At 56.9% G+C, this 20,142-nt stretch carries 19 protein-coding genes; 2 read left to right on the top strand and 17 right to left on the bottom strand.

Translation table 11 applies throughout. The features are described 5' to 3' along the window. Positions 1 to 2 precede the first annotated feature (2 nt). The 3 genes from G364_RS0110700 to G364_RS0110685 all read right to left on the bottom strand — a co-directional run bounded on the left by G364_RS0110700 (position 3) and on the right by G364_RS0110685 (position 4,587). Positions 3 to 1,025: a TRAP transporter substrate-binding protein gene (locus G364_RS0110700; RefSeq protein WP_019935145.1), complete on the bottom strand. Its 1,023-nt coding sequence runs from the start codon at positions 1,023 to 1,025 to the stop codon at positions 3 to 5. Positions 1,026 to 1,363: 338 nt separating this feature from the next. Continuing rightward, positions 1,364 to 2,116, bottom strand: a complete 753-nt coding sequence (locus G364_RS0110695; protein ID WP_019935144.1) for a MipA/OmpV family protein — start codon at positions 2,114 to 2,116, stop codon at positions 1,364 to 1,366. Between the two features lie 239 nt (positions 2,117 to 2,355). Next, a complete protein-coding gene (locus tag G364_RS0110685; RefSeq protein WP_019935142.1) occupies positions 2,356 to 4,587 on the bottom strand; it encodes an NADP-dependent isocitrate dehydrogenase in 2,232 nt (743 codons plus the stop codon). 329 nt (positions 4,588 to 4,916) lie between these two features. Between G364_RS0110685 and G364_RS0110680 the strand changes: the two genes are divergently transcribed. Then, on the top strand, positions 4,917 to 6,470 hold the full coding sequence (locus G364_RS0110680) for a methyl-accepting chemotaxis protein (protein WP_019935141.1): 1,554 nt from the start codon (positions 4,917 to 4,919) through the stop codon (positions 6,468 to 6,470). A gap of 33 nt (positions 6,471 to 6,503) precedes the next feature. On the opposite strand, the gene G364_RS17230 is transcribed toward G364_RS0110680, so the two are convergent. From G364_RS17230 to G364_RS0110610, 14 genes are all read right to left on the bottom strand, one after another. After that, positions 6,504 to 6,680, bottom strand: a complete 177-nt coding sequence (locus G364_RS17230; RefSeq protein WP_019935140.1) for a zf-HC2 domain-containing protein — start codon at positions 6,678 to 6,680, stop codon at positions 6,504 to 6,506. Then, on the bottom strand, positions 6,674 to 7,261 hold the full coding sequence (locus G364_RS0110670; RefSeq protein WP_019935139.1) for a sigma-70 family RNA polymerase sigma factor: 588 nt from the start codon (positions 7,259 to 7,261) through the stop codon (positions 6,674 to 6,676). The genes G364_RS17230 and G364_RS0110670 overlap by 7 nt, the downstream gene beginning before the upstream one ends. A gap of 40 nt (positions 7,262 to 7,301) precedes the next feature. Then, positions 7,302 to 7,784 (bottom strand): DoxX family protein, encoded by a 483-nt coding sequence (locus G364_RS0110665; RefSeq protein WP_019935138.1) that lies wholly within the window; start codon positions 7,782 to 7,784, stop codon positions 7,302 to 7,304. Further along, positions 7,781 to 8,533 (bottom strand): HvfC/BufC N-terminal domain-containing protein, encoded by a 753-nt coding sequence (locus G364_RS0110660; RefSeq protein WP_019935137.1) that lies wholly within the window; start codon positions 8,531 to 8,533, stop codon positions 7,781 to 7,783. Before G364_RS0110660 ends, G364_RS0110665 begins: the two co-directional genes overlap by 4 nt. Next, entirely contained in the window at positions 8,526 to 9,413 is an 888-nt protein-coding gene (gene bufB / locus G364_RS0110655) for an MNIO family bufferin maturase (RefSeq protein ID WP_019935136.1), read from the bottom strand. The genes G364_RS0110660 and bufB overlap by 8 nt, the downstream gene beginning before the upstream one ends. Positions 9,414 to 9,428: 15 nt before the next feature. Continuing rightward, the gene (locus G364_RS0110650; protein ID WP_019935135.1) at positions 9,429 to 9,737 is read right to left on the bottom strand and encodes a BufA1 family periplasmic bufferin-type metallophore; all 309 of its coding nucleotides are present in this window, start codon (positions 9,735 to 9,737) and stop codon (positions 9,429 to 9,431) included. An 82-nt stretch (positions 9,738 to 9,819) separates the two neighbouring features. Next, positions 9,820 to 11,190 carry a hypothetical protein gene (locus G364_RS0110645; RefSeq protein ID WP_019935134.1) on the bottom strand — a complete coding sequence of 457 codons (1,371 nt, stop codon included), beginning with the start codon at positions 11,188 to 11,190 and terminating at the stop codon, positions 9,820 to 9,822. Positions 11,191 to 11,208: 18 nt separating this feature from the next. Then, positions 11,209 to 11,772: a TetR/AcrR family transcriptional regulator gene (locus tag G364_RS0110640; RefSeq protein ID WP_019935133.1), complete on the bottom strand. Its 564-nt coding sequence runs from the start codon at positions 11,770 to 11,772 to the stop codon at positions 11,209 to 11,211. A 96-nt stretch (positions 11,773 to 11,868) separates the two neighbouring features. Then, complete coding sequence (locus tag G364_RS0110635) at positions 11,869 to 12,861, bottom strand: TAXI family TRAP transporter solute-binding subunit (protein ID WP_019935132.1); 993 nt, start codon at positions 12,859 to 12,861, stop codon at positions 11,869 to 11,871. 48 nt (positions 12,862 to 12,909) lie between these two features. Further along, positions 12,910 to 13,359: a universal stress protein gene (locus tag G364_RS0110630; protein ID WP_019935131.1), complete on the bottom strand. Its 450-nt coding sequence runs from the start codon at positions 13,357 to 13,359 to the stop codon at positions 12,910 to 12,912. 9 nt (positions 13,360 to 13,368) lie between these two features. Further along, entirely contained in the window at positions 13,369 to 15,564 is a 2,196-nt protein-coding gene (locus G364_RS0110625) for a TRAP transporter permease (RefSeq protein WP_019935130.1), read from the bottom strand. A 362-nt stretch (positions 15,565 to 15,926) separates the two neighbouring features. Continuing rightward, the gene (locus G364_RS0110620; protein WP_026344847.1) at positions 15,927 to 16,352 is read right to left on the bottom strand and encodes an OsmC family protein; all 426 of its coding nucleotides are present in this window, start codon (positions 16,350 to 16,352) and stop codon (positions 15,927 to 15,929) included. A 129-nt stretch (positions 16,353 to 16,481) separates the two neighbouring features. Continuing rightward, positions 16,482 to 17,837, bottom strand: a complete 1,356-nt coding sequence (locus G364_RS0110615) for a sigma-54-dependent transcriptional regulator (protein WP_019935128.1) — start codon at positions 17,835 to 17,837, stop codon at positions 16,482 to 16,484. After that, positions 17,834 to 19,738, bottom strand: a complete 1,905-nt coding sequence (locus G364_RS0110610) for a sensor histidine kinase (RefSeq protein WP_245541416.1) — start codon at positions 19,736 to 19,738, stop codon at positions 17,834 to 17,836. The genes G364_RS0110615 and G364_RS0110610 overlap by 4 nt, the downstream gene beginning before the upstream one ends. A gap of 13 nt (positions 19,739 to 19,751) precedes the next feature. Here G364_RS0110610 and G364_RS0110605 point away from each other — a divergent pair, with 13 nt between their 5' ends. Further along, positions 19,752 to 19,997 (top strand): DUF2960 family protein, encoded by a 246-nt coding sequence (locus G364_RS0110605; protein ID WP_019935126.1) that lies wholly within the window; start codon positions 19,752 to 19,754, stop codon positions 19,995 to 19,997. The last annotated feature ends 145 nt before the right edge of the window (positions 19,998 to 20,142 follow it).

Raw genomic sequence — 20,142 nt, 5'->3', positions numbered from 1 at the left:
GGTTAGTTGGTAACGTTTTTAAGATCTTCTTTAAAGGTGTTCAGCAGCTCCTTGCCGCGGTCGCCGGTCATTTCAATAAACTTGGCTTCCACCTGAGGAGCGCGCTCGCGGAAGACAGCAATCTGTTCGTCATTCAGACGGGTGACAGTGACGTCGTCGCTGCTGCTGGTGATTTTCTCCAGTGAGCGCTCGGCAAGGCCGTCGATGTGCTCGAGAATTTCTTCAAAGGCGTAGTCAGAGGCTTTTTGTACCAGCTGCTTGTCTTCATCGGACAAGCCGTTGTAGAAGTCCTGGTTGGCCATCATGGCAGTGGTAAACCAGCCATGTCCGGTAAACACCAGGTTGGGTGACACTTCATACAGACCACCGGATTCGATCCAGAAGATGGGGTTTTCCTGACCCTGAATCATGTTGGTCTGCAGGGCACCGTATACCTCACCCCAGGGCAGGGGCGTGGGCGTAGCACCAAAGGCGGAATAGGTTTCCGACAGCAGCGGGTTGGTCATGACCCGGATTTTCTTGTTTTTCAGCTCATCCGGCGAGGTGATCGGCTCATCCAGGGTCACCACAAACTCACCTTCCGGATACATTTGCAGCAGCTCCAGACCCTTTTCCGCATACAGCTCGGGGAATTTCTCGTTGATGGCCTTACTTTCACGGAAGAAGCTGACCACATCCCCCATCTCGGTGGGCATCAGGTAAGGAATAAAGAAGATCTGAGCTTCCGGGATCAGAGCGCCGGTAAAGCCGGGGGACTGGTTTACAAAGTTCAGAATGCCAGCCTGAGTCTGCTCCATAATGTCATCAGACTCACCCAGTTCACCAAAGCGGTAAATCTGCAGCTGATGATCCGAGTTGTCTTCAATGTATTCCTTGAACTTGTAGGCGAACACATCCTGCACATCGCCTTCATATTCTTCGTGGGCATAACGCCAGGTATCGGCCTGAGCAGCACCACAGGCGAACATGGCCAGGGCCGAAATACCGGCCAGTTTTCTGAACTTGAATCCCTTTTGCATATCCATTCGATGCTCCGTTATGGTTTCGTGTTCTAACCTTAATTGCTTTTATAGACTGGCAAAATAAGTAAAAAGACGCAAGAAAAGGGGAGGGGCTCAACTGGAGTTTGGTGATCAAAGACAAACTTAGAGGTGCTGATTTGTGTGTTTTGGCATGGTTTTTGCGGTGTTTTGCTGCTTTTTATGGATTTTTATAAGTGTTGTGAGCGAAATGAAAAAGATGGTGACACTGACGAAAGGATAGCAATCTAAATATTACAATGGTAACCAAGTGTTGCTCTTTTGCTGACGGCAAGCTTAGTCCGGAAATGAAAAAACAGGCAACCCGGTTGCCTGTTTTTAACTCAGAAGTGGTAGCTCAGTACCATGCCGGCCAGCGCCTGCACATCGTCACCGGCATCGCGGACGATGGGGCTGTCTTTGGCATCGCCGGTCAGCTGAGTGATGCCGGCCAGACCGGTAACAGACCAGTGAGAAGCAAAGCGGTAATTTACATGACCGCTCAGGCCCAGTCGCCAGTAGCCATCACCGGGCTCATAGCGTTGAAAGCCGCTTTTCAGTGCATCACGGGCCGACACCCGGAACAGGCTTTGTGTCCATTCCTTGCTGCTGTAGGTCAGGCTGGGGCCAATACCTGCAGACCACTCAGGAGTCAGACTTTGCTGCCAGCCAGCGCGCAGCGTGACCTGATATCCGTCCATATCACCCGTCATGGGTGCCTGTGCCTTTAATGTTACGTTCCAGGGGCCGGGACGGTACTGCAGGCGCAGGCCGCCGGTCAGGCCGCCGTCTACCTGGTCAAAGCGGCTCAGGTCGCCTTCATTATCGCGACCCGGCACATAGCCGATAAAAGGAGACAGGGTTAAGCCCTGATGATGATAAATATTCCAGCCCAGACCATCTCTGAGGTTCAGATAGAACTGCTCACCGTAGCGCAGATTAACATCGGGCAGCACCCGGGTTTCATAGTGATCACTGCCCAGATAGTCCGGTGCTTGTGTTACCGAGACACCGACACTGCCGCTAAGGGATTGTGCCATGGCCGGAGCGGCCAGCAGTGGCAGGGCCGCCAGAGTGCAACCAATCAGTTTGTACATAACATAATGCTCCTGAAGCAAAAAAAGCGTGAGGCACCAGTAAGGATGGCACCGGAACATAAAATCCGCGTGAGTCTATCATGGTCAGCAGGCGTGTTATGGGTGTAAGTGCCCATATTGGGCAGGAAAACAGGGGTGAGCAATGGCTATAAAGCTGAAGCGTGCTTTTTCTGTATTGAGCAACAAAAAATAAAAACCCGGCCGCAGCCGGGTTTACTTTATGTAATTAAAACAGATGTTTAGCTATTCAGTTTGGCCAGAGTCTGGTTCAGGGTAGCGCTGGGGCGCATTACCTTTTCCAGTTGTGCCGGATCAGCATGATAATAGCCTTGCACACCGGCAGACTTGCCTTGTACCGCGTTCAGCTCGTTCACAATGGTTTCTTCATTGTCGGCCAGAGTTTTGGCCAGCGGCGCAAAGTGAGCGGCCAGCTCGGCATCGTCGGTTTGTGCTGCCAGCTCCTTGGCCCAGTACATGGCCAGATAGAAATGGCTGCCGCGGTTGTCCAGCTCACCGGCACGGCGTGACGGCGATTTGCCATTGTCCAGCAGCTGTTCGGTGGCTTTATCGAGGCACTTGGCCAGCAGCTTGGCGCGGTCGTTGCCTTCCTTGATGCCCAGCTCTTCCAGCGACACGGCCAGGGCCAGGAACTCACCCAGAGAGTCCCAGCGCAGATGGTTTTCTTCCATCAGCTGCTGTACATGTTTGGGTGCAGAGCCGCCGGCACCGGTTTCATACATGCCGCCACCGGCCAGCATGGGCACGATGGACAGCATTTTGGCAGAAGTGCCCAGTTCCATAATGGGGAACAGGTCGGTCAGGTAGTCACGCAGCACGTTACCGGTAACGGAAATCGTGTCCTTGCCACGTTTCATGCGCTCCATAGAGAAACGAATGGCTTCGTTATAACCCATGATGTGAATGGACAGGCCGTTCAGATCATGCTCCTGCAGATACGTTTCTACCTTTTTGCGCAGTTCATTATCGTGAGCACGCTCTTCATCCAGCCAGAAGACGGCAGGTGTGCCAGAGTTGCGGGCGCGGTTTACGGCCAGCTTGACCCAGTCGCGAATGGCGGCGTCCTTGGTCTGGCAGGCGCGCCAGATGTCACCCTTATGTACCTCATGCTGCATCAGCACGTCGCCAGCTTCGCTGACCACGCGCATGGTGCCGTCTTCTGTCATTTCAAAGGTTTTGTCGTGAGAGCCGTATTCTTCGGCTTTCATTGCCATCAGGCCCACGTTGGATACCGAGCCCATGGTGCGCGGATCAAAGGCACCGTTGGTTTTACAGAAGTTGATTACTTCCTGATAAATGCGGGCATAGGTAGACTCGGGCATAACGGCCTTGGTGTCTTTCAGCTTGCCGTCGCGGCCCCACATTTTTCCTGAGTTACGGATCATGGCGGGCATGGACGCATCCACAATCACGTCGCTGGGCACGTGCAGGTTAGTAATGCCTTTTACGGAGTCCACCATGGCCATTTCCGGACGATGCTCGTAGCAGTCGTGAATGGCTTCTTCAATTTCTTCCTGAGTGGACTGAGGCAGGGTTTTAATCTTTTCCAGTACGCTGTTCATGCCGTTGTTGGGGTTGACACCCAGCTCTTCAAACAGCTTGCCATATTTGTCGAACACTTCCTTGTAGAACACTTTCACGGCATGACCAAATACGATGGGGTGAGACACCTTCATCATGGTGGCTTTTACGTGCAGTGACCACATGACGCCAGTGTCTTTACACTCGCGCAGGGTGCGTTCAAAGAAGCGTTCCAGCGCCGCAGCATCCATAAACATGCTGTCCAGCACTTCATCTTTTTGCAGCGGCAGTTCTTTTTTCAGCTGGGGTTTGCCGTCTTTACCAATAAACTCGATGCGAACTGTCTGGGCTTTGTCGCTGGTAATGGACTGCTCGCTGGAGAAAAAATCACCGCCGTTCATGTAGTCGGCATGAGAGCGTGAGGCCTTGCACCACTCACCCATGGAATGAGGATATTTGCGGGCAAAGGCTTTTACTGCAGCCGGCGCGCGACGATCGGAGTTGCCCTGGCGCAGTACCGGGTTGACCGCACTGCCAAGGATTTTGGAGTAGGTATCGCGAATGGCTTTTTCTTCATCGGTTTTCGGGTCATCGGGCAGGTCGGGAACCTGGTAACCCTGAGACTGCAGCTCCTTGATGCAGGCACGCAGCTGCGGCACTGAGGCACTGATATTGGGCAGCTTGATGATATTGGCGTGAGGATCCTGAGTCAATTTACCCAGTTCGGCCAGGCCGTCGGCCACGCGCTGCTCGTCGGTCAGGCGATCAGGAAAGGCAGCCAGAACGCGGCCGGCCAGAGAGATATCGCTGAGGGTAACATCAATGCCGGCGGCATCGGTAAAGGTGCGAATAATGGGCAGCAGAGAGTAGGTGGCCAGCGCAGGAGCTTCGTCGGTCAGGGTGTAGACGATGGTGGATTGTTTATTGGTCATTATTTCCCTATTTCCCAGGTTGGTGTTGGGGGAGCAGCGGCCGTGCCTGGTACCAGAGGGTATCGGATACTGGCGCTCGACATACGCTGCGCGGAATTTCCGGCGCTCATTGTATGACAGTTGGCCCCCGGGACTTAAGTGTTCCACTTCAAATAAGAAAGAAATTGTCAGTTAAAGTCGCCTTCTGGCAGTGCCGATAAGACGTTATAATATTCATAAAAACTAAATCATCTTTCCCTGAGCCAGAATACTGCCAGCAGTTGTTTATTCTGTATTTAGCATAAGAGATCGTCTTTTGGTTTGTTTGTCGTAGTAATAAAGGACGTTTAATGCGAGAAAACCTTCCAGTTACAAATAATGAGCGCACCTTTAGTGCTGGTGAGCGCCTGATCTCAACAACCGATATTCAGGGCAATATACTGCATTGCAATGACGCTTTTGTGGCGATAAGCGGCTATGCCCGGGATGAGCTGATAGGCCAGCCTCACAATATGATCCGCCATCCCGATATGCCGGCCCAGGCCTTCAGGGTAATGTGGGAGCACCTCAAGGCCGGTAAAACCTGGATGGGGCTGGTAAAAAACCGCTGCAAAAACGGCGACTTCTACTGGGTAGATGCTTATATGTCTCCCATTACCGAAAACGGTAAAACCGTGGGCTATGAATCGGTGCGCTCCTGCCCGTCCCGCGCCGATGTAGAGCGGGCCGAGCGGCTGTATGAACAATTGCGCACCGGTAAGAAAGAGTTCTCTTTGGGTTGGCTCAGGCAGCCTCTGCTCTGGCTGGGGGCAAGTCAGCTGGCGGTGGCAGGTTTGCTGCTTACCTCAAGAACCGGGGCCGGCATTGCGCTGGAGCTGACAGCGCTGGCGGCCTTTGCCGGCTGGAGTCATTACCGCCATGTTCGCACTCTCAGGCAGCTTGATAACCTGTTGGGCAATGCCTTTCGTCATGAGCTGGCGGTCCGAACCCTCAGCCGTGAGCAGGGCATGCCGGGCCGGTTATATGTAGGGATCCGCAGTGAACGGGCACGGTTGCTGGCTGCCATTACCCGCATTGAAGATGCTGCTGCCAGAGTCAGCCGCCGTTCCGATGATGGTGCAGTACAGTTCCGGCAGACTCGTGAAGGCATGGCCGGACTGCGGGAGCAGACCGAGCTGGTGGCCACCGCCATGAATGAAATGAGCACCACCATTCATGACGTGACCACTCATGTACAGGAAACCGCCAGTCAGGCCGACACTGTCAGCCACATGGCTGCGCAGGGGCTGAATGTGGCAGGGGTGACCCGGGAAGCCATTGCCGGTCTTAAGCATACCGTGGACGACATCAGTGGTGAAGTGCGGCAGCTGGCGGAGCAGACCGCTGCCATTGCGCAGGTAGCTGGCATGATTGAAACCCTGTCTGAACAGACCAATCTGCTGGCATTGAATGCCGCCATTGAAGCGGCCAGGGCCGGTGAACACGGTCGCGGTTTTGCGGTGGTAGCCGATGAGGTACGTCAGCTGGCAGCCCGCACCCGGGAGTCTACCGGCGAAATTCACCGCATAGTAGCGGAGCTGACCGAGCGGGCCGGCTCCTCGGTGAATGTGGCGGAGCAGGGTAAAGCCAGTGCCGAATCGGGGCTGGCGCGAGTGGTGGAAACCGAGCAAACTCTTGAAGGCATTGCCGGAGCTGTGTCCCGTATTGCCGATATGTCATTGCAGATGGCTACCGCCGTGGAGCAACAGGCCTGTGTGGCGGAAGACATTAACCGCCAGGCGGTGACCATGGCGGAAGTCTCCGATTCCGGACTGGAGCAAGCGGATGCTGCTGCCGCCAGCATGGATGCACTGCAATCGGTATCTGCCGAGCTGCATGATCTGGTGGTGCGGCTGAAGCGCTGAGGCCCGCACCTTCAGGCCCGGTAAACACCGGGCCTATTTGCGTTTGGTATAGGCCTGGCTGAGCCGGCGTAATACCGGCAGCTGCTGCTGAAAGTGATGGCAGGCAGCACACATCAGAGTGTGCATTCTCAGGCTCAGTTTTTCTCTGGCGTTGAGAGGGCGTTCCTGAGCTTCAGACATTAACCGGGTCGCCTGGTGACATTTCAGCATGCGCAGTCTCCTTGTTGCTGCCAGCGATTTTCCAGACATGCCCGCAATCTGAGCCGTGCCCGGTACAGCAGCACATTCAGGTTACTGACGGTGAGGGCAAGCTCGGCACAGATCTCTGAACTTTCCAGCCCCACAAACTCCCGCATCATAAAGACTCTGCCCTGACTGGCAGGCAAGCCGTTGAGGCAGGCTTCAAAGATTTGCCAGAAGCGTTCATCTTCCAGGCTGTCGTCGGGGGAGCTCCAGCGCTGCGGTCGCTCCTGCTTGTGCCAGCGGCCGTTTTGATTAAACAGCTTTTCTTCAAACTGCTGATCGTCCTCATCATTCAGTTCGCTGACGGTGGCAAGCTTTTGGCGCTTGCGTAACTCATCGGCAATTTTGTGCTTGAGAATGGCAAACACCCAGGTTTTGTAGGCGGCCTTGCCGTTAAAGGAGTCGGCATAGCGGAAAGCTCCCAGCATGGCTTCCTGCACGGCGTCTTCCGCCAGCGTGGGATCGCGCAGTTGCAGGGTGGCAAATTTCAGCATCTGCAGCCGCAGTTGCTCGTTCAGCCCAGCACTGGCACCGGAAGAAATCGCCATAACAATCCTTGTCAGTTGGGTATGGTGAGATAAGTAACAGTTAATCACACCGTTTTCCGGTTAGCCAATAATCCACTGAAATGATGCCCGGCCCGCGAGCGGCCAGCAGCAGTAATACCGTGGCCCAGACGCCGTGCAGCGGCCAGGCACCGGGATACACCAGCACCTGGATCACCAGGGTCATGGCCAGCAGCGCCAGCGCCGACAGCCGGGTTGCCAGCCCCAGCAACAACAGCAGCGGAAACACATGCTCGGCAGTAGCCGCCAGCAGGGCACCCAGCTCGGGAGAAATCAGCGGCAGCCGGTACTCTTCCCGAAACAGAAACACCGCAGACGGATTCAGGCTGGGCCAGCCCAGACTGAACTCGCCGCTGACGATGTCGAGGCTGAAGTTGTCTACCTTGGTCTGGCCCGAGCGCCAGAACACGGCGGCAATGGCAAACCGGCCCAGCAGGGCGATAAATGAATGGGGCAGACGATTAAGCACGTTGCGCCAGGTACACAGTGTGTTGGTCAGCTTCATGATGCAGCTCCTGTACCGGTGATCAGGCGCTGGCGCAGCAGGCAGTTCAGCATATTGGCGGGGTTATACTGCGGGTGCTGCTGTGTCGTGCGCTCAAGGGCCAGCCCTAAAGGCTGACCGGTCAGCAGCCCGGCCATAAAGGCGGCATCGGCGTTATTCAGGCGCAGCAGGGCAACCGACAGGCTGGTGCGCAGTAGCAGGGCATTTTCCGCAGTGGCGGCCTGTATGTCTTTAAGCCGGCCCTCGCCCTGGTGGGCCAGCCAGATGGAACCTACTGCAAAGGCTGAGCGCAGCAGGGCACAGTCGGGGCTCAGTTTCAGCTTGTGGCTGGCCAGACGTTCCGGATCCGCCAGCAGCAACTGTAATTGTTCCGGTGGCAGTGGCCTGGCATCGGCTGCATGGAGCACGGCTTGTACCGCCAGCTCCAGCCGCGCCATATCCGCCAGATAGGGCACACTGGCAGCGGGAGCAAAGCCCTCGATAAACTCAGGCAGGCTGTGGCCATAGTCGGTAAGCAGCGGTGAGGCGGGCAACGACTGCGCTATATAACAACCTGTCATGGCGTTAAAAAAGTCTTCCCCCACCAGTTGCCGGCATACCGGGAACTGCGCCGCCAGCGCCTCGGTCAGTGACACCCGCACGTTATTGCGATAGACGTTGAAGCGGGCCTGCCGGCCGTCATGGGCGGCCACAGCATCGGGCACCGGCCGGACCGGGTCGAGCAGGGCGTCGAGAAAGGCGTCATGCATGGCGGCACTCCCTGAGACGTGGCTCATCGAGCAGGCGCTGAATATGCGCCGTTTCTGTCAGTAACTCATTCAGGGCGGGCACATTATTGTCCCGCTCCAGCAGGGTGGGCAGGGGGCCGGTGTGCGCCAGCAGCCATTGGTACAACGCCCACACCGGCTCGGCCACCGGGCTGCCGTGACTGTCTATCAGCAGGGGCGCGCCGCTGTCGTCGGCCTGTTCGTCAAAGCCCGCCAGGTGCACTTCGCCTGCCCGGTCCAGTGGCAGCGCCTGAATATAGGCCCGGGCGTCGTAATGGTGATTGACCGCCGACACATACACATTGTTTACATCCAGCAGCAGGCCACAGCCGGTGCGGCGCACCGCCTCGCTGATAAAATCGGCCTCACTCAGGGTGGATTCGGTAAAGCGCAGATAGGTGGCGGGGTTTTCCACCATAATGGGGCGGTTCAGTGTTTGCTGCACCTGGTCGATATGGCTGCACAGCCGTTGCAGACTGGCGGGCGTGTAAGCCAGGGGCAGCAGATCATTGGTATAGCGGCCGCCCAGTCCGGACCAGGCGATATGCTCCGACACCGCCTCGGGCTGATAACGTGCAACCAGTTGCGCCAGCCGGGTCAGATGCTCCTGGTTCAGAGGTTCCTTTCCCCCCAGCGACAGGCCCACACCATGGACCGACAACGCGTAATGCTGCCGAATACGGCTTAAGTAATGATGGCGGGGGCCGCCCGCCACCATAAAATTTTCCGCATGAATTTCCACAAAGCCCAGGGGCGGGTGAGTGGTGAGTATTTCCTCGGTGTGCTGCAGTTTGAGCCCCAGCCCCGCCGAGGCCGGCAGGGAAAAGGCACCCGACGACGCCCGGTTAAACGATGTGGTCATGGTGCCTCCCTGGGCTCAGGCCTTTACTTCATCAAAGGCGTTCAGCTGGCCCTTGCCGGTGGGCGAGGTGGGGGAGTCGGTTTCCAGACAGGTGCCGGCGGGCACCAGTTTCCAGGCATTGCCCTGATAGTCGGTTTTTGATGTGCCGGCGCAGCTGGTGCCGGGGCCGGCTGCGCAGTCATTCTGGCCGGCCAGGGCCACGCCGTAGCATTTTTCCATCTCGCCTTTGATGCCGCTGTGATTGTCGGCAAGCGCCGTGCCGGAAGCGGCCAGTGCTGTGCTCAGGGCAAAGGCAAGGGTAGTAGCAGTGTTGACCTTATTCATACTCAGCATCCTTCTGTCAGTGAAGAAACAAACCGTCTTGTGTGTCTGTTCTTCTGTACAGTCGAATGAGAGGGCCGGATTCTTACAGCTTTTTTCCGTTTTTTGATGATTGCGGAATTTCTTCAATTTCCACTATCTTGGAGCGGCTGACCACCACCTTCCAGCGCTGCAGCACCGGTGGCTTCTGGCCCTGAACCTCGCGGGTGACCAGGTTGAACAGATAGCGTTTTTCCACCGGCTGGCGGGCCACCTGATTGTCTTTAAGCTGATACACATGGTGAGAGCCTTTTTCCATTAGCCGTGCCAGCATGCTTAAATCCAGCTGCAGGCTTTCCCGGGTCTGTTCATAGCCGGTCAGAAATCGGGTGGGCAGCATGCGCGAATGGCTGCCGTAAAACATCACCACTTCTTCCCGCTGGCTGATGCTGGCCCGACGCACGGCGCGTACCTCATCGGGCACCCGGGACGGACGCTTGTAATCAAACCATTCCAGCTGGCGGCCCACGGGCTGACTGCTGTGCACATCAAAATACTGCCGCCGCCATTTGGGTCTGCCCTTGCGCAGCCAGCGCCAGAGGGTGTTGCGCAGGTCGTCCTTGAACAGCTCCCGCAGTGCATAGAGCAGGGCCAGAGCAAAAATCACCATCATGGAAATACCACCCAGGGTTTCCCGTACTTCATAAGCGGCCAGCGAGACAGTGGTCATCACCACGGCGGTGACCACGGATTTAAGCAGTTTTTGCTCGCCGCCGCCCAGCTCCCGGGTTTTTTCCTTGAGGGTGACCGGGTATTCGATCAGCCGGCGCAACAGCCGCATCTTGTTGGAAATGCGGGATAATGAATCGCTGGCATGGGCGGTATTGTATTGGTGCTCTATGCGGTGCTGGCGCTCGAGCTGACACACATCCAGCAGCATGGACTTCACGGTTTTATAGTCGCCGTTGCGGGGCAGGTGAGCCACCAGCCCCAGCAGCCGCTGCTCGGTAAACCAGGACACATAGTTGTCTATGTTGGTGTAATACTTGCGCAGGGTGTCGTCGGTGGGCACGCGGCGGCGCAGCCGGCTGAGAATGTCCTGGGCCAGAGCCACCACTTCTTCCACCTTTTCCAGCTCTACTGTTTCCATGTGGTTGCGCAGATCGTGACAGGACTGCTCCAGCCCCACCACATACTGATAACCATAAAGGCTGAGACTGAGCCGGTATTGCTCGGGCGTGAGCTTGCCCCGCTCCGCCAGCCGGCTGTGCACCAGCGGCAGGTGCGGCCTGTCACTGAAATAGGTGCGGCTGGTATGAATGGCGTTGTGATAAAAGCTTTCTTCGGGCACCACAGTGCTGTTCAGTCCCAGCTCGCCGGGCACAAACAGATAAAGCTCAAAGCGGTGCTCGGTGGCTTCCCGCAAAATGCGCGACAGCTTGAGCAGATGACCGTCTTTACGTTCGGCAAAAATCACAAGGTGCAGGCTCCGGTGTCAGTCCTGCAGCAGGCGGCTTGAACGCCTCAGCAGACCATAGAGCAAGGTTTCTGTGGTGTCGAAATGATCGCTGGCATCATTAACAAAGCTGGCCATGGCAGTGAGATAAATGCCGGTCAGCGCCACCTCGCCGGCACTGCGGCGCAGACCACCCGCCTGCCAGTCGGTGGCTTCCAGCAGCCACTGCACGGTGCGGCTTACCCGGGTAATGCCATGGGCCTGCAGGTGCAGATGGCCGGGTTCCAGCTTGTAGCCGAGCATGTCTTTAACCAGACTGCGATAGGGCGACAGGGAATCAAACCAGACCATCAGGGTGCTGAACAGCCGCTCATGCAGAGGCTGCTGCCAGTCTTGCTGCACACTCAGCATGGCCTGATCGGCCCGGTCGAACAGGGCTTCTGCCAGATCATCGCGAGAGCGGTAATATTGGCTCAGCTCAGCCAGGGTCATGTTCCCGGCATCGGCCAGCTGGCGTAAACAAAAGCCGTGCCAGCCGCGCTCCAGTGCCAGATCCAGGGCAGTGTCGAGAAGGGCATCCTGTTCGGGATATAAGTGCGTCATCACTGTCTCCTGAGAAGGTAGAAAAAATAACTCAAAGACTATAACAAGAAAACGGGCCGCAATGGGCCCGTTAATTAGAGAGGAAAAGCGAGTATTTTATTGCTGCTGATCAGTCAGGGTTTTGCCCTGCTCGGTCCAGAAGGCCTTGGCACCATCGTGCAGCGGCGTCACTATGCCCATGGTGCCCGAATCGATGCTCATTGAAGCTGCGGCCTGAGATACAGAGCGCATAAAGGTCAGCCCTTCCTCGGAATAAATTTGTTTCAGGCTGGCAGCGACCTGATCCGCAGACAGATGACGGCCGGCCACCCACAGGGCGGAGTCCTGTACTGTCACCACGTCGTAGTCCACGCCCGGGTAGGTGCCGGCGGGAATGGTCACTTCGGCGTAGTAAGGGTGATCCTGAAACAGGGTGCCCTGGCTTGCGGCTTCATGTACCTGCAACAGGCGAATGTCGTTGCTGGAGGCAGCCTGAATAACCGAGGCATTGGGGAAGCCGGCAAACACCCAGAGGGCATCGATCTGGCGGTCCCCAAGTGCGGAAGCACCCTGGTTATAGCCGATGTATTGCGGGGTGATCTTGTCCCACAGGCCTACGCTTTCAAAAAAGCGCTGGGCCGAGGCGGCAGCACCGGAGCCGGCCGGACCCACAGCCACGCTCTTGCCTTCAAGCTGGGATACTTCAGTAATGTCGGCACCGTCGAGCACAATCAGGTGGGCGGGTGCACCGTAAAGGTAGGACACCGCCTTGGCGTTGCGGTATTTGCGGGTGTCGTTGGTCAGCTTGCCGTTCAGGCCCAGAAACATGTCGCCGGAATAGACAATGCCAAAGTCGGCATCACGGGAGTTAACCCGGCGCAGGTTTTCCACCGAGCCGGCAGAGGCCATGTTGGATACTTCCACCCCGTCCAGGGTGCGGGACAGCCGGGTGGAAATGCCGTTGGAAAAATACTGAAAAGTACCGCCGTCGGGGCCGCCGGAAAAAGCCAGACGCTCGGTCTGAGCCTGGGTAGTGGCAGCGCCCAGGCTGGCGACAGTGGCCACCGCCAGGGTGGTTAACACGCGAAAGGAGTGGGTATGCTTGGTCATGATGATGTCCTCGTTGTCGTTACGTTTATGGTCTTCCAATGAATAATGTCAGCTGCGCTCGGGTACGGTCAGTACTGGCAACGCAGACTGGCGCAGCACCCGCTCGGCGGTGGAGCCGATAAGCCATTTTTCCATCCCGCGCCGGCTGCGGGTGCCGAGCACAATCAGGCTGGCACCTGTTTCAGTGGCACTGGCCAGAATTTCGTCGGCACCGTGCCCCAGACGCAGCTCGGTGGTCAGCTGGTTCTCCAGCCCCTGAAAATAACGCCTCTGAAAGCTGTGCAAATCGGCCATGGCCTGGGTTTTAACTTCTTTTACAAAGGATTCCATCACACTGGCGGGAATGCCCCGACGGTGCCGGTCATCCAGCTCGGTGATCACATGCAGCAGGTGCAAGCGTGCGCCGTGGGCTTTGGCCAGCTCCCGGGCCAGGACCGCTGCTTCAGCGGCCCCTTCAGAGAAGTCGGTGGCATACAAAATATGAGTAATAACAGACATGCATGCTCCTTAATGGGCGTTGGAATGGTGAACGGCGGGAGTCGCACCGCCTTCGCGCTGCAGCCACCACACCAGTGCCACCAGCGCCAGGCCGGCGATATCCGATATAAAGGTAGGCCAGTACAGCAGCAGGGTGCCGGCACCGAGCAGCAGCCATTCGTGCCAGTGAGTTTTACGGCGCAGATAGCCCATGGCAAAGGCACCAAAGGCCAGGGTCCCAAGAGTGGCCGACGTAAAGGCGGTGATGATCTCCAGGGTAGTGCCGTCGAGCAGCATGGCCGGTACATAGGCAAACAGCAGTGGCATCACGTACAGCATTTTGGCGAACTTGAAGGAGGTCCAGCCGGTTTTCCACGGATCCGAGCCGGCAATGGCGGCACCGGCATAGGCGGCCACGCACACCGGCGGCGTGATGTTGGAATCCTGGGACAGCCAGTACACTATCATGTGGGCGGCAATGGCCGAGACGCCGAACTCGCCCAGGGCCGGCACTGCCAGCACGGCCACAATCAGGTAGGCGGCGGTCACCGGCACGCCCATGCCCAGCACCAGTGAGGCAATGGCCACCAGTACCAGCGCCAGCAGCAGGCTGTCACCGGCCATGGAGATGATCAGATCCGAAAACTTGAGGCCCATGCCGGTGAGGGAAATGGTGCCCACAATGACGCCAATCACGCCGATGGTGGCACCCACAATCAGGGTGTTGCGCGCGCCTACCTGAATGGCTTCCCAGATTTGCTTCGGCCCCATGCGGGTTTCCTTGTTGACCCAGCTTACTGCAATGCACGACAACGTGGCCCAGAATGCCGAGTTACCGGCGGAGCGGCCGGCCAGCAATAGCACGGTAATGATCACCAGCGGCAGGGCATAGTACCAGCCGCTCTTGAACACGGTTTTCCAGTGGGGGATTTCCTCGTCCTGCACGCCCACCAGGCCGTGTTTCTTGGCCTCGAAGTGCACCATGCAGTACACCGCCAGGAAGTACAGAATGGCCGGCCCGATGGACAGGATCATGATGGTGGAATAGGGGGTGCCGGTGAGCTCGGCCATCAGAAAGCCGCCCGCGCCCATAATGGGGGGCAGGAACATGCCACCGATGGAGGCGGCGGGCTCAATAGCGCCGGCCACGTGGGGCTTGAAGCCGGCTCGTTTCATCATGGGAATGGTAAAGGCGCCGGACGACACTGTGTTGGCAATGGCGGAGCCGGACACAGATCCGAACAGGGCAGAGGAGATCACCGCCACCTTGGCCGGGCCGCCGGTGGAACGCCCGGCCATGGCCAGGGGCAGGTCGATAAAGAACTTGCCGGCACCGGACTTCTGCAAGAAGGCGCCAAAAAAGATAAACAGAATCACATAGGTCGCCAGTACGTTTGCCATCACCCCGAACACGCCGTTGGTGGTCAGGAACAGGGCGGTGGCGAGGCGCTCAAAGCGAAAACCGCGGTGGGCAAACAGCTCCGGCAGGTAGGGGCCGAACAGGGCAAAAGCGATCATGCCCACACCGATCAGGGTGATGGACCAGCCCAGCACCCGGCGGCAGATCTCCAGCGACAGCAGAAGACCCACCACGCTCACCAGCATGTCTACCTCGTTTTCGGCTCCGGCCCGGTAGTTGAGCGCTTCAAACTGGCTGATCCAGTACAGCACTGTGCCGGCTACCATCAACGCCAGCACTACATCGCTGGCGGTGGGGCTGTTGCTGTTGCGCCGGCTCAGCCACTGATCCAATGGCAGCATCAGGGCGGCAAAGGGCAGGGTAAGCAGCAGCACATAGTGCAGTTTGTCGGCATCCTGCTCCAGCGCTACGCTCAGGCCGTCGTATTCCCAGGTCTCCTTGAACAGCGTGAATTGCTGGTAAAGCGTGGTGGGGGAGTCGTAAATGACAAAGCAGCCGGCCAGCAAGGCCAGCAGGGCAGCGCTTATAATGGAAAGGCCGGCATGGGCTCCGCGGCTGCCGGCAGGATAGAGCAGAAATACCAGCACAAAAGTGATCAGCACATAAATGCCAAGATGGTATTGGGTGCTGAGGGCGGCGACGCCGGCACCGTAAAAGTAAAGAACGACCATGGCCGCGGCCAGCGCCGCCACCAGCCAGGCCCAGGGCCCGGTGAGCTTGCGCTCGGACTTGGCATCCTTTTCCATCAGCTCCTGAAGCTTTTTTTGCTCTTGTGGGCTGAGCTCGTCGAGTTGTTGCTGTGACATTCCTTAACCTCGTTTTTTCACCAGCCGCTAATAAGCTGCTGTTTTGATTAACAGCTTATTAGCAAAATCGGGGCCAACTCAGGCTAAGGTATTGTTAAGTCAGGCCAGCACTGGTTTTGCGATAATGGAAGCAGAGCCGCTGGTATGAATATGAATGTTAAATGGGTGGTAATCCGCCCATCTTAATCAGCGCATGGGCGGATTTTCACACATATTGTCTTGTCTGAATGTTTTAACGGGCAGTGAAGACACAGGCAAGACCGGCGTTGCCTGAGGTTGCAGTGCCGCTACGTGAGGTGACCTGACAAAAAAAAGCGCCCCTGGGCGCTTTGATCATGGGTGGAAATCCCCCCATCAATGGATTAACGGCTCTGGTGGCTGACCGAAGTGGCCCGCAGCAGGTTGTCGTGCACCGGGCAGCGGGCACAGACCAGATCCAGAAAAGCCTGTTTTTCGGCGTCATCAAGATCGGCGTCGATGTCGGCACTGATGTTGATGTGCTTGAAGCCCACCGGATCGTCACTGGGCTTGCCCGCCAGCCCCGCCGGGTTCAGCTCGCCATTAACTTCAACATTGATGCCGCGCAGCTCAACGCCCTGCTCCCGGGCAGCCATTTTGGCAATGGTGGAAACACAGCCCGCCAGCGCAAACAGAAAGGTATCCAGCGGATTGGGACCGGTGTCGCCGGCAGAGGGCTGATCGATGATCATTTGATGTGAGCCCACCTGAGCCCGCACCTGCCAGGTATTTCCCATTTCGGTTTTTACTGTGTAAGTTTTCGTTGCCATAACTACCTCTAATTTAGTTTTTTCTTATATTAAATCGTGCGGCGTTAAAAGCAAGAGTGAGCATGTATGCAATGCGAAGCGATAGCGCGATTGCCGACGTGTGTGCACGGCATGGCAAACGACAAGCGTTCAGCCCTTGTAGTCGTTCTTGTCCAGGCCGTGTTTTTTCATTTTGTCGTACAGGGTTTTACGGGGCAGTTGCAGGCTTTCCTGAGTGTGCTTGATGGAGCCGCCGTGGCGGGCCAGCTCGGATTGAATCAGGGTTTTCTCAAACTGATCCACCCGGGCGGCCAGCCCCTGCCCGCTGGCAGGCGTCTCGGTCTGGCTGTGTTCACTCAGGTCAAAGGAGCAGGCCTCGCCCAGCAGCACATAGCGCTCCGCCAGATTGCGCAGCTCCCGCACATTGCCCGGCCAGGAATGGCTCAGCAGCTGCTGCAGCTGCGGGGCTGATAACGGCGGTATTTCCCGTTCAAACTGAGCGGATGCCAGCAGCGCAAAATGCTGAAACAACAGCGGAATATCGTCGGGGCGGGCGCGCAGCGGCGGAATGTCGATGCGCACCACATTCAGCCGGTAATAGAGATCTTCACGAAAATCACTGGCATCGGCCAGGGCGCGCAAATTAGCCTTGGTGGCGGCAATAATACGAATATCCAGCGGGATCAGCCGGTTCGAACCCAGCCGTTCAATGGCACGCTCTTCCAGTACCCGCAGCAGTTTGATTTGCAGGCTCATGGGCATGCTTTCTATTTCATCCAGAAACAGAGTACCGCCGTGGGCATGTTCCAGCTTGCCGATGCGCCTCTCTTTAGCATCGGTAAAGGCCCCTTTTTCATGACCAAACAGTTCAGACTCAATCAGGTTTTCCGGCATGCCGCCGCAGTTGATGGCAACAAAGTTTTTGTTCCGGCGCGGGCTGTGTTCGTGAATGTAGCGGGCCAGCAGATCCTTGCCCGAGCCGGTTTCCCCCATCAGCAGAATATCCGCCGGGCTGGACGCCACGCTTTGCACCAGCCGGCGCAGGTCCTGCACTGCCGGTGAGCTGCCCAGAATACGCGGGCCGGGAGCGCTCTGAGCCTGCAGCTCCTGGCGCAGGCGGCGGTTATCCAGAGTAAGGGCACGCTTTTCCAGAGCCCTGTGCACCACATCAAGCAGCAGATCTGATGAAAATGGCTTTTCAATAAAGTCGTAAGCGCCGTTACGAATGGCACTGACCGCCATGGAAATATCGCCAAAGCCGGTAATAAGAATGACCGGAATATTTGAATCAATGGTTTTTATTCTGGCCAGCAGTTCCAGTCCGGTGGTGCCCGGCATGTTGATATCGGTAATCACGATGCCGGCAAAATCTTCATTGAGCAGCGGCAGCGCCTTGTCGGCCCTGTCCAGGGTACAGACCCGGTAGTCTTCCAGCTCCAGGGTCTGGCTGGCGGAGCGCAAAATGGCAGCATCGTCATCAATCAGCAAAATATGGGGCGAAGTCATGCGGGCTCCTTATGCATGCGGTTCAGTACCAGGGTAAAGACGGCACCCCCGTCAGGATGGTTGGCAGCGGTCAGTTCACCGTTCAGACTTTCTACTATGCGGTGAGAGATGGACAGCCCCAGCCCGAGGCCGGTGGATTTGGTAGTAAAGAAAGGCTCAAAAATATGGGCCAGCGCCTGTTCGCTCAGGCCGGGACCATGATCGCGCAGGGCAAGAGTAACCTGAGCAGTACTGGCCTGAACATGAATATCAATACGTGGTGACGGCGTTTCGGTCATGGCCTGCAGTGCATTGCCAATCAAATTAACCAGCACCTGCTCCAGCCGGCCCTGATCCCCAGCTACTGCAAGATTGTCCTGTTCATCAGGCCAGTACAGCCTTGCCTTGTGCTTTTCCAGCTCGGCTCCCATCAAGACCATTACGCCCCGGCGCAGCTGGGCCAGGGTAGTATGGGTGTTGCCGGCATGATGCTGGCGGGCAAACTCACGCAGCGGCTGCAAAATGGCGGCCATACGATTTGCCAGGCCGCCAATTTCTTCCAGATTGCCAGCTACTGCCTCGGTGCGGCCTCGCTCCAGCAGCTTGCGGCCATTATCGGCAAACTGGCGAATGGCGGTGAGTGGCTGGTTCAGCTCATGATTAATGCCGGCAGATAATTGTCCCAGCACCGCCATTTTGGCAGCCTGGATCAGCTGACTCTGGGTTTGCCGGTGTTGCTCTACTTCCTGCTTCAGCCGCCGGTTGCTGTCGGTGAGCTGATGAGTGCGCTGCTCTACCCTGCGCTCCAGGGCTTCATGAGCTTGTTGCAGCTCCCGCTGATGGCGCACCTTCATGCGATGCCGGGCCCGCAAAAATAACAGCAGCGCCGCCAGTGTCCAGAAAGTACCAAGTCCGGCAACCAGAGTGCGGGCTATGCGCTCTCTGAGTGGCTTGAGATTGGCCAGAATGGCAACCCGCATGCCCACATCCGGCAGCAGTTCGCTCACCAGCAGATAATGGCCGCTGGCTTCCTCGCCTTTCATGGTCAGCAGCTGATTGCCTCTTGGTGTGGTGTCTCTTTGCTGCAGGGGCAGCGGCTGCAGCTGTACTCTTTCATAACGGCGGCTGCCTTCAATACGGCTGAGCAGCTGCGGATCCGGCGTGAGCAGGCCGGGTTTGGGCAACAGGCGAAAGCGCCACTGGTGGCGGGTGGAGATAAAAATAACGCCGTCTTCGTCCATGACCAGAATGTCCTGCAGCGGGTCGTTCCAGCTGCCTTCTATGTCTTCCAGATCTACCTTGACCACGGTCACGCCAATAATCTGTCCCTGCTGGCGCACCGGCGCGGAAAAGAAATATCCTCGCACCCGGGAAGTATTGCCAAGGGCAAAATAGCGGCCCAGCCCTCCCTCCATGGCCTGCTGAAAATAGGGGCGAAAGCTGTAGTCGTTCCCCACAAAGGGCGCGGCCTGATCCCAGTTGCTGGCGGCCAGAGTCATGCCGTTGCTGTTGATAAGATAACTGTCGGTGGCACCCATGGTGGCATTAACCCGGGCCAGATAGCGGTTAGCCTCATCGGTTTTTTGCGGGTTATCGGGATCGTTCAGCAGCGCCTTGAGCTGATGCTGATCGGCCAGCAGCCGGGGCAAGTCCTGATGGCGTGCCAGCTGATGACGCAGGTTGGTAATGTAGCGGCCCAGGCTTACTTGCGCATGCTGGCGAATATCTGCCAGCCCCTGCTCCCGGGCGTGCCAGAACAACGCTGTGCTAACCAGCAGGGTGCCAAACAACAGCAGCAGAAAAAGGGCAAGGGAGTTCCGTCTCATGATGGGCGTATTATGCGCGTTACGGCGGTAAATTGGCGTGATGGCTCCCGCACTCTTGAGTGCACAGGCACTTTGCAGCGACAATGACGTTTTCACGGAGTTTTTCATTATGGCTTTTCGCATTCGTTATCACTATCGCAAACAACAAAAAGAAATTGGCTATGCCAATGACAAGCACCACAGCATCTACGATGCCATTGCCACCGCTGAAGGGCTGGATCTGGCAGAGTTTCGCCGCATGGAAGATCAGCTTGCCAATATCAGCCGCAACAACAGAAAGACCATGAAGGAGTTCCGGGAAGAATATTTTCGTAAGCTGGGTGTGACTCAGGTCACGATCTTTAAAGACGAATAAGTTTGCGTCAGCCCTTGGAATCGATTTATTTATTATTCTTATTTTTTGTTATTTTTTAGTGTTTATAACTGCTTGATTTCCATATTTCCAAGTGGTTGATTTGTTTGTGATGAGCTCACCTTGTATATACCGCTGCCACTTAATT

Source organism: Oceanimonas smirnovii ATCC BAA-899, from assembly GCF_000381965.1.
Classification (GTDB): domain Bacteria; phylum Pseudomonadota; class Gammaproteobacteria; order Enterobacterales; family Aeromonadaceae; genus Oceanimonas; species Oceanimonas smirnovii.
The sequence above is the reverse complement of the archived record's forward strand: the minus strand, read 5'-3'. Positions and strand labels throughout refer to the sequence as shown.